Source organism: Streptomyces sp. ID05-39B, assembly GCF_033794725.1.
Classification (GTDB): Bacteria; Actinomycetota; Actinomycetes; order Streptomycetales; family Streptomycetaceae; genus Streptomyces; species Streptomyces bobili.
The window spans coordinates 1-8,374 of the sequence record NZ_JARGEF010000301.1; the positions used below are offsets into that span (position 1 = coordinate 1).

Here is an 8,374-nt window from a genome sequence, read left to right on the forward strand (position 1 = left end):
CCACGGGTGGTGGCGGTGGCCGGGTTCGAGCGGTCGCGGCCACCACCCGCCGCCGCGACCGCTCGAACCCGGCCACCGCCACCACCCGTGGCGTGCGCCACAACGGCGAAGAGGCACCCCGCAGTCAGGTCACCGCACCCCGTAACCTGTCCACCATGGCAGAGCCAGTCGTGCGCATCCCGGATGCGAAGGTCGCCCTGTCGACTGCCTCGGTCTACCCGGAGTCGACGGCGACGGCCTTCGAGATCGCCGCGCGCCTCGGTTACGACGGGGTCGAGGTCATGGTGTGGAACGACCCGGTCAGCCAGGACATCGACGCGCTCCGCAGGCTCAGCGACTACCACCACGTCCCGATCCTCGCCGTACATGCTCCCTGCCTGCTCATCACGCAGCGCGTGTGGTCGACCGACCCCTGGGTCAAGCTCCAGCGGGCGCGCGCGGCGGCCGAGAAGCTGGGCGCGAGCACCGTCGTCGTCCACCCGCCGTTCCGCTGGCAGCGCCAGTACGGGCGCGACTTCGTCCAGGGCATCTGGCGGATGGCGGACGAGACCGACGTACGGTTCGCCGTCGAGAACATGTACCCCTGGCGCTACCGCGACCGCGAGATGCTCGCGTACGCGCCCGACTGGGACGTGACGAAGGACGACTACCGGCACTTCACGATCGATCTCAGCCACGCCTCGACCGCCCGTGCCGACGCGATCCACATGCTCGACCGCATGGGCGACCGCCTCGGCCACGTCCACCTCGCCGACGGCAACGGCTCCGCCAAGGACGAGCATCTCGTGCCCGGCCGCGGCTCGCAGCCCTGCGCCGAGCTTCTGGAGCGGCTCGCGCTGAGCGGCTTCGACGGGCACGTCGTCATCGAGGTCAACACCCGGCGCGCGATGTCCAGCGCCGAACGTGAGGCCGATCTCGCGGAGGCCCTGGCCTTCACGCGGCTGCATCTGGCGTCGGCGGTGAAGGTGCCCCGCCGGTGACCGACACCGGAGCGCGCCGCCGCGGACGCCCCCCGCGCACGGAGTCCGCCGACACCCGCGACCGCATCCTCGCGGCGGCCCGCGAGGAGTTCTCCGAGCGCGGCTACGAGAAGTCGACCGTGCGGGGCATCGCCAAGGCCGCCGGGGTCGACTCGGCGCTGGTGCACCACTACTTCGGTACCAAGGAGCAGGTCTTCGCCGCCGCCGTCGAGGTCGCCGTCGCCCCTGCGCTCGACGCGCCGGACGCGGTCGCCGACGCGCCGTTGGACCAGGTGGGGGAGCGGCTCACCCGGTTCATGTTCGGCGTCTGGGAGAACCCCACCACGCGCATGCCGCTGCTGGCGATCGTCCGCTCGGCCGTGAACAACGAGACAGCGGCCGCTGTCTTCCGCCGCCTCGTCGCCGCGCAGCTGCTGCGCCGCATCGCCGCCCAGCTGGACGTGCCGGACGCCGAGCTGCGCGCCGAGCTGGCGGCCGCGCAGCTGGTCGGTACGGCGATGCTGCGGTACGTGATCAAGGTGGAACCGCTGGCCTCGGTGGACGTGGAGCGGATCATCGCGCGCGTGGCGCCGGTGGTACAGGGACACCTGACCGGGCCCTGACACGGGGCACATCAGTTACAGCGGACATCGGTCACTGCGGGCAACGGCCGCCGTCGCGGGCAACGGCCCCACCCGGGCACCGATCAGCCACCGATCGCCCAGCCACCGATGACCCGGGCACCGATCAGCCACACCGATCACCCGGGCAACGGCCGCGCCGCGAGATACGCATCCCGCATTCCGGACACCTCGTCCCGCCCCCTGGATGAGCGGCGTACGCTCATGAACAGCCCTATCTGCCTGAAGGAGCGAGCGACGATGCCCGAGCTGAGGTCCCGCACAGTCACCCACGGACGCAACATGGCGGGCGCACGCGCCCTTATGCGCGCCTCCGGTGTACCCGGTGCGGACATCGGCCGGAAGCCGATCATCGCCGTGGCCAACAGCTTCACCGAGTTCGTGCCCGGCCACACGCATCTGGCGCCGGTCGGCCGGATCGTCAGCGAGGCGATCACCGAGGCCGGCGGCATCCCGCGCGAGTTCAACACGATCGCCGTCGACGACGGCATCGCGATGGGCCACGGTGGCATGCTCTACAGCCTGCCGTCCCGCGACCTGATCGCGGACAGCGTGGAGTACATGGTCGAGGCGCACTGCGCCGACGCCCTGGTCTGCATCTCCAACTGCGACAAGATCACCCCGGGCATGCTCATGGCGGCCCTGCGCCTGAACATCCCGACGGTCTTCGTCTCCGGCGGCCCGATGGAGTCCGGCCGCGCGACGCTCGTCAACGGCACGGTCCGCACGCTCGACCTGGTCGACGCGATGTCCGAGGCCGTGAACGAGAAGATCTCCGACGAGGACATGCTCCGTATCGAGGAGAACGCCTGTCCGACCTGCGGCAGCTGTTCGGGAATGTTCACCGCCAACTCGATGAACTGCCTGACCGAGGCCATCGGCCTCTCCCTGCCCGGCAACGGCTCGGTCCTGGCCACCCACACCGCGCGCAAGCGGCTCTACGTCGACGCCGCCCGCACGGTCATGGACATCACCCGCCGCTACTACGAGCAGGACGACGAGTCGGTCCTGCCGCGCAACGTCGCCACCCTCGCCGCGTTCGAGAACGCGATGGCGCTGGACATCGCCATGGGCGGCTCGACCAACACGATCCTGCACCTCCTGGCCGCCGCCCAGGAGGCGGAGGTCCCCTTCGGCCTGGACGAGATCAACGCGGTCTCGCGCCGCGTGCCCTGCCTGGCGAAGGTCGCGCCGAACGTCGCCAAGGACCGTACGTACTACATGGAGGACGTGCACCGCGCCGGCGGTATCCCCGCCCTCCTCGGCGAACTGCACCGCGCCGGCCTGCTGAACGAGGACGTGCACTCGGTCCACAGCCCGTCCCTGGCGGACTGGTTGAAGACCTGGGACGTGCGGGCCGGCTCCCCTTCCCCGGAGGCGGTCGAGCTGTGGCACGCGGCCCCGGGATGCGTCCGCTCCTCCGAGGCCTTCTCCCAGTCCGAGCGCTGGGAGGCCCTCGACGACGACGCCGAGAACGGCTGCATCCGCTCCGCCGAGCACGCGTACTCCAAGGACGGCGGCCTGGCGGTCCTCAAGGGCAACCTCGCCGTCGACGGCTGCGTGGTGAAGACGGCCGGTGTCGACGAGTCGATCTGGACCTTCGAGGGCCCCGCGGTCGTCTGTGAGTCGCAGGAGGAGGCCGTCGAGAAGATCCTCAACAAGCGGATCACCCACGGCGACGTCGTCGTCATCCGCTACGAGGGTCCCAAGGGCGGCCCCGGCATGCAGGAGATGCTGTACCCGACGTCCTTCCTCAAGGGCCGCGGACTCGGCAAGACCTGCGCACTGATCACCGACGGCCGCTTCTCCGGCGGCACCTCGGGCCTGTCCATCGGCCATGCCTCCCCCGAGGCGGCCTCCGGCGGCACCATCGCCCTCGTCGAGGACGGCGACCGCATCCGCATCGACATCCCGAACCGCACGATCGAGTTGCTCGTCGGCGAGACGGAACTCGCGCGCCGTGACGAGGCGTTGAACGGGGTGTACGCCCCGTCGAACCGCGAGCGCAAGGTCTCCGCCGCCCTGCGCGCCTACGCGGCGATGGCCACGAGCGCCGACAAGGGCGCCGTGCGGGACGTGTCCAAGCTGGCCTGACACCCCGACCGCCGACCGCACAGCGAAGGGCCGCCCCCGGTCAAGGGGGCGGCCCTTTCGCACCGGAGGAAGCCCATGAAGCCCGCCGCGCCGGCCGCGCCCACGCACGAGCGTCACCAGCCCGAAGGATCTCGCCCGTCCACCGCGAACACGGTCCCGTCGGGAGCCCCGGCGTAGACCCGTCCGTCGGCCGCCTCCGGCGCGGGCAGCGTGCTCACCACGTCGTCGGAGTGCGCGCCGAACCGCGGTTCCGTCTGACCGACGAGCTTGCCCGCCTGCGCGTCGACCGCGAGCAGACGGCCGTCGGGAGCGCTGAAGTACACGTGCGTGCCGTCGACGGTCGCCACCGATCCCCTGCTCACGGCCGTCTGCAGGGACCACAGCAGCTTCTCCTCGCCGGTGTCGACGGCCACGAGAGCACCGTCGTACGTCATGAGGTACACCCGGTCCCCGTACACCGCCGCGCTCGGCTGCTGGAGCGCGACGGACAGCGCGACCCGCTTCGACACCTTCGTCCCGGGGGAGAAGCGGACCACGGCGTCGGTCATGCCGTAGCCGCCGTCCCCGTCCTCGGCCAGCAGTACGACGCTGTCCTGTGCGGCGCCCACCAGAGTCAGCGCCTCGTCGAACCGCTCGTCCCACCGCACCTCTCCGGTGGCGGGGTCGACCGCCGTGACCCGGGTCCGGCCCTCGCCGGAGGCGCTGGTCGCGTAGACCAGCGAGTTCCCGGGGAACGACACGAAGTACGGATCGCTCACGCCCGGGATCCGCCGGCTCCACACGGTCCGCCCGGACGCGGCGTCCACTCCGGTCACCGTGCCGTCGGCCGCCGTCAGCAGCAGGGTCCCGCCGGCGTACCGGACACCCCCGTACGCCGACACGTCCCGTTCCCAGCGCACGGTGCCCGAGGCCGGGTCGAAGGCCTCGACGCGCTTGCCCGAGTGCGTGAGCACATGCGCCAGCCCGCCCGCGACGACCGGCGCCTCGCGGGGCTTGTCGTCGGGGGACAGGGCGTGCCGCCACAGCTCACGCCCGTCGGACGCGTCGAGGGCGGACACCCATCCCGGCTGGGCGCAGATCAGCCGCCGTGCCTCGAACGCGCACTTGGGCAGACCGTCGGCCCCGGCCGGGCGCGTCGCCCAGGGGGCGAAGACGCCGGCGGCGGAAGGCGAGGCGTCGGTGCCCCGAGCGGCCCCGCCCGTGTCCTCGCCGAACACCTGGACGCAGGTGAACCCGCCGCCCACGACGAGCAGCAGCGCGCCGAGGGCCAGAGCGACCCGCCGCCCCCGCCGCCGCGCGCCCACCTCGGACGCGCCGCTGTCCCCGTCGGCCGACGACCTTCTCGACGACTCGGCCGCCCCCGTGGGCTCGGATTCCCGCACTTCGTCACCATCGGGCGCACGCTGCGCCGGTATGAACGCCTGCGTGTCGTACGAGGCGGCCACCGACCGCAGTTCGCGCATCAACTCGTCGGGTGTCGGCCGGTCCTCGGGCTCCTTCGCGAGACAGCGCAGCACCATCGGGGCGAGGATCTCCGGCACGCCGGTCAGATCGGGCTCGTCGTGCACGACCTGATATGCGACGACGTACGGACTGTCCGAGTCGAACGGCCCCCGCCCGGTCGCCGCGTGCACCAGCACGGAACCCAGCGCGAAGACGTCGGCGGCGGGACCGACCTCCCGCGGCCGCCGGAACTGCTCGGGCGCCATGAACGGCGGCGTTCCGATCAACTTGCCCGTCTCGGTGCGCAGTTCGCTGTCTTTCGGCCGCGAGATACCGAAGTCGATGACCTTGGGACCGTCCTCGGCGAGCAGCACGTTGCTGGGCTTCAGATCGCGGTGCACCACGCCGACCCGGTGGATGTCCCGCAGCGCCTCCGCGAGCCCGGCCATCAGCCGCCGCAACTCGCCCGCGCTCATGGGCCCGTTCCGTTTCACATGCTGCGACAGGGTCGGGCCCGGGATGAACAGCGTGGCCATCCATGGCCGTTCCGCCTCCGGATCGGCGTCGACGACGGGCGCGGTGAACGCACCGCTGACCCGCCGCGCGGCCGCGATCTCCTGCCGGAACCGGCCCCTGAACTCGGGATCCCGCGCGAATTCGGCGTGTACGACCTTCACCGCGACCTTCATGCCCGAGGTGCCGCGGGCGAGGTGGACCACGCCCATGCCGCCCGAACCCAGGCAGGACTCCAGGTGGTAGTGACCGGAGTACTCCGGAAGTTCCGCTTCCGCGCCCGCCCCGGTGTTGTGCTGTGGCGCCATGGACCACCCCCGTGCTGTTCGTCCGCGCGCGCGACGCACGGAGCCTAGTCGATGACGCTCGCGGGACCGAGGCGACTTGCTAGCCTCCGTGTGCGAATCGTGCACATGTGTTTCATGGCTTGATTCGGGGGAATCAACGTGACCCCATGTCAGTCATGGGGTCTTACGGGGGAGGTTTTTTCATGTCCGCAGAGCGCGTGGAAGAAGTGAAAGTGGCCGAAGAAGCCGGAGTGGCCGCGGCCGGGGGCGCCGTCGGGACACAGGCCGCGGCGGCGGGGCTGACGTATTACCCGATCGCGCCCGGCGTGCGCCTCAACGTCCGCAGCGGACCCGCGACCAGCTACCCGATCGTCAAGGTGTTGCGCGAGGGCACGCGGGTGCCGATCTTCTGCCAGTCGCCCGGCACCTCGGTCACGGGCCCGTACGGCACGACGAACATCTGGGACAACATCGCCGACAGCCAGTTCGTCTCGGACGCGTACGTGAGGACGGGCAGCGACGGCTACATAGCGCCCCGCTGCGACTGACCCACCCGCGCGCACGTCCTCGCGCGCACCCACCCGGGGACCCCGCCCCGCCCGGAGCCATAATCGTCGCGTGAGCGACGAAAACGGCACCCCGGACCGCGAGGCGGGTTCCCCGGACACCACGGCGGGTTCCCCGGACCGCGAGGCGGGCTCCTCCGGCCTCCCGGCGGGTTCCCGGGCCGCGGGCACCCCTGCCGCCCCCCGCCCCGAGCCCCTCCGCTTCTTCGGCACCACCTGGGTGGACCGCGACCACGGCTACACGCCCCGCCGCGTCGGCGTGGCCGTCGGCTCGCTGGTCGCCGCCGTCGCCTCCTGCCTCGTCCTGCGCTTCGCCTACGAGGGCGTCGCGCTCGCCGGCACCGGCGGCTTCGTGACCGTACTGGTGGTCGTCATGTTCGCGATCTCCAGCGCCCTGGCCTTCCGCAACACCTGGGACGGCTTCACCAGGCGCGCCGACCCCGACCGCCAGGCCTCCCTCAGGGGCCTGCTCGCCATCGGCTTCGTCGGCTCCCTCCTCGCCTACTTCTTCCGCTCGCTCACGGAGGCCCCCGGCGAGAAGCTGCACCGCGCGGAGTACGAGGCGGCCCGCACCGAGTACGAACGCCGCACCGCCCGCCGCACCCGCAACCCGTCGAAGAAGCGCCGCCGCTCCTGAGGACGTCTCCCCGAGGGGAACCACACCGATCGGCGGGCAGCCGAGCGGCCGCGCCTCATCCCGCACCGGGCGACACCCTCTGGTCTCTCCCCGCCCCTCCCGCCACGATGGCCCTATGACCCCTGCCTCCCGCACGTCACGGGCCCTCTCCTTCGACTCCGCCGCCGCCCAGTACGCCGCGAACCGACCCTCCTATCCGGCCGCCCTCTTCGAGGCGATCGAGGACATGGCGGGCCGCCCCCTGGCCGGCGCACGCCTCGCCGACATAGGCGCCGGCACCGGGATCGGAACCGCCCTCCTGCACGCCCGAGGCGCCCGGGTCGTCGCCGTCGAGCCGGGGGACGGCATGGCGGAGCAGTTCCGCCGGGGTCTCCCCGAGGTGCCGATCGTCCGCGGCGACGGCAACCACCTCCCCCTCGCCACCGCCTCGCTCGACTTCCTCACCTACGCCCAGTCCTGGCACTGGACCGACCCGGACCGCTCGATCCCGGAGGCCCTGCGCGTCCTGCGTCCCGGCGGCGCCCTCGCACTCTGGTGGAACGCCGCCGCGCTCGACGTACCGTGGATCGACGCGCAGACAAGCCGCGTCGAGCGTCACTTCGGCCTCGGCCGGGCCGTGGGCGGGAACGGCGACGGCACGCACGAGGCCCTCGCCACCTCCGCGGGCCGCCTGGACTTCGACCGCCGCCACGTCCGCTGGACCCGCCGCGTCCCCGTCGCCACGCACCTCGCGAACATCAGCAGCCACTCGCTGTTCTTGGTGCACGACGAGGAGCGAACCGCCGCCTTCGTCGACGCGGAGCGCCGGCACCTCCTCACCGTCTTCCCCGACGGCATGGTCGAGGAGACCTACGACGTCGGACTGCTGCTCGCGATCCGCCCCTGACCCCGCGGCCCTCTCCGCTCCCGTGCGGCGGCCCATCCCTCCAGGGCCGCCGCGCACGCATGATCCATGTGCCGCAGCCCGCCCAGCTCCAGGTGTATCTCCCGGTCCCGATGCTGGACATCCAGTGCGTGCAGGGCGTCCAGCAGCTTGGGCAGCCGCAGGAAGGTGGCATGCCCCAGCACCCGTACGACGATCCCGGCGTCACCGCGGTCCTCGGTCTCCACGTGCACATGACTGACCTCCCAGGCCGTCTTCGCCACGGCCAGCGCCAGCCCGGCCAGCACCCCCTCGAACAGACTGCCCACGACGACCCCCACCGCCGTCACCCCCAGCACGGCCACCTCACCC

General features: G+C 72.0%; 7 protein-coding genes and 1 pseudogene. 6 read left to right on the top strand and 2 right to left on the bottom strand.

Translation table 11 applies throughout. The features are described 5' to 3' along the window. Positions 1-155: 155 nt before the first annotated feature. The 3 genes from P1P75_RS36905 (at position 156) to ilvD (ending at position 3,694) form a co-directional block, all read left to right on the top strand. Positions 156-980, top strand: a complete 825-nt coding sequence (locus P1P75_RS36905) for a sugar phosphate isomerase/epimerase (protein WP_319263687.1) — start codon at positions 156-158, stop codon at positions 978-980. Beyond that, positions 977-1,582 carry a TetR family transcriptional regulator gene (locus tag P1P75_RS36910; RefSeq protein WP_319263676.1) on the top strand — a complete coding sequence of 202 codons (606 nt, stop codon included), beginning with the start codon at positions 977-979 and terminating at the stop codon, positions 1,580-1,582. Before P1P75_RS36905 ends, P1P75_RS36910 begins: the two co-directional genes overlap by 4 nt. A gap of 258 nt (positions 1,583-1,840) precedes the next feature. Beyond that, the gene (gene ilvD, locus P1P75_RS36915) at positions 1,841-3,694 is read left to right on the top strand and encodes a dihydroxy-acid dehydratase (protein WP_319263678.1); all 1,854 of its coding nucleotides are present in this window, start codon (positions 1,841-1,843) and stop codon (positions 3,692-3,694) included. A 113-nt stretch (positions 3,695-3,807) separates the two neighbouring features. On the opposite strand, the gene P1P75_RS36920 is transcribed toward ilvD, so the two are convergent. Continuing rightward, positions 3,808-5,958: a serine/threonine-protein kinase gene (locus P1P75_RS36920; protein ID WP_319263680.1), complete on the bottom strand. Its 2,151-nt coding sequence runs from the start codon at positions 5,956-5,958 to the stop codon at positions 3,808-3,810. Between the two features lie 182 nt (positions 5,959-6,140). On the opposite strand from P1P75_RS36920, the gene P1P75_RS36925 reads away from it, so the two are divergent. The 3 genes from P1P75_RS36925 to P1P75_RS36935 all read left to right on the top strand — a co-directional run bounded on the left by P1P75_RS36925 (position 6,141) and on the right by P1P75_RS36935 (position 8,026). Beyond that, entirely contained in the window at positions 6,141-6,485 is a 345-nt protein-coding gene (locus P1P75_RS36925; RefSeq protein WP_319263682.1) for an SH3 domain-containing protein, read from the top strand. Positions 6,486-6,555: 70 nt separating this feature from the next. Then, positions 6,556-7,140 carry an EamA/RhaT family transporter gene (locus tag P1P75_RS36930; RefSeq protein ID WP_319263683.1) on the top strand — a complete coding sequence of 195 codons (585 nt, stop codon included), beginning with the start codon at positions 6,556-6,558 and terminating at the stop codon, positions 7,138-7,140. A 115-nt stretch (positions 7,141-7,255) separates the two neighbouring features. Beyond that, positions 7,256-8,026 carry a class I SAM-dependent methyltransferase gene (locus P1P75_RS36935; protein WP_319263685.1) on the top strand — a complete coding sequence of 257 codons (771 nt, stop codon included), beginning with the start codon at positions 7,256-7,258 and terminating at the stop codon, positions 8,024-8,026. On the opposite strand, the pseudogene P1P75_RS36940 reads toward P1P75_RS36935, so the two are convergent. Then, a pseudogene (locus P1P75_RS36940) lies at positions 7,990-8,374 on the bottom strand (SulP family inorganic anion transporter); the annotation flags it as partial. The gene P1P75_RS36935 and the pseudogene P1P75_RS36940 overlap by 37 nt on opposite strands.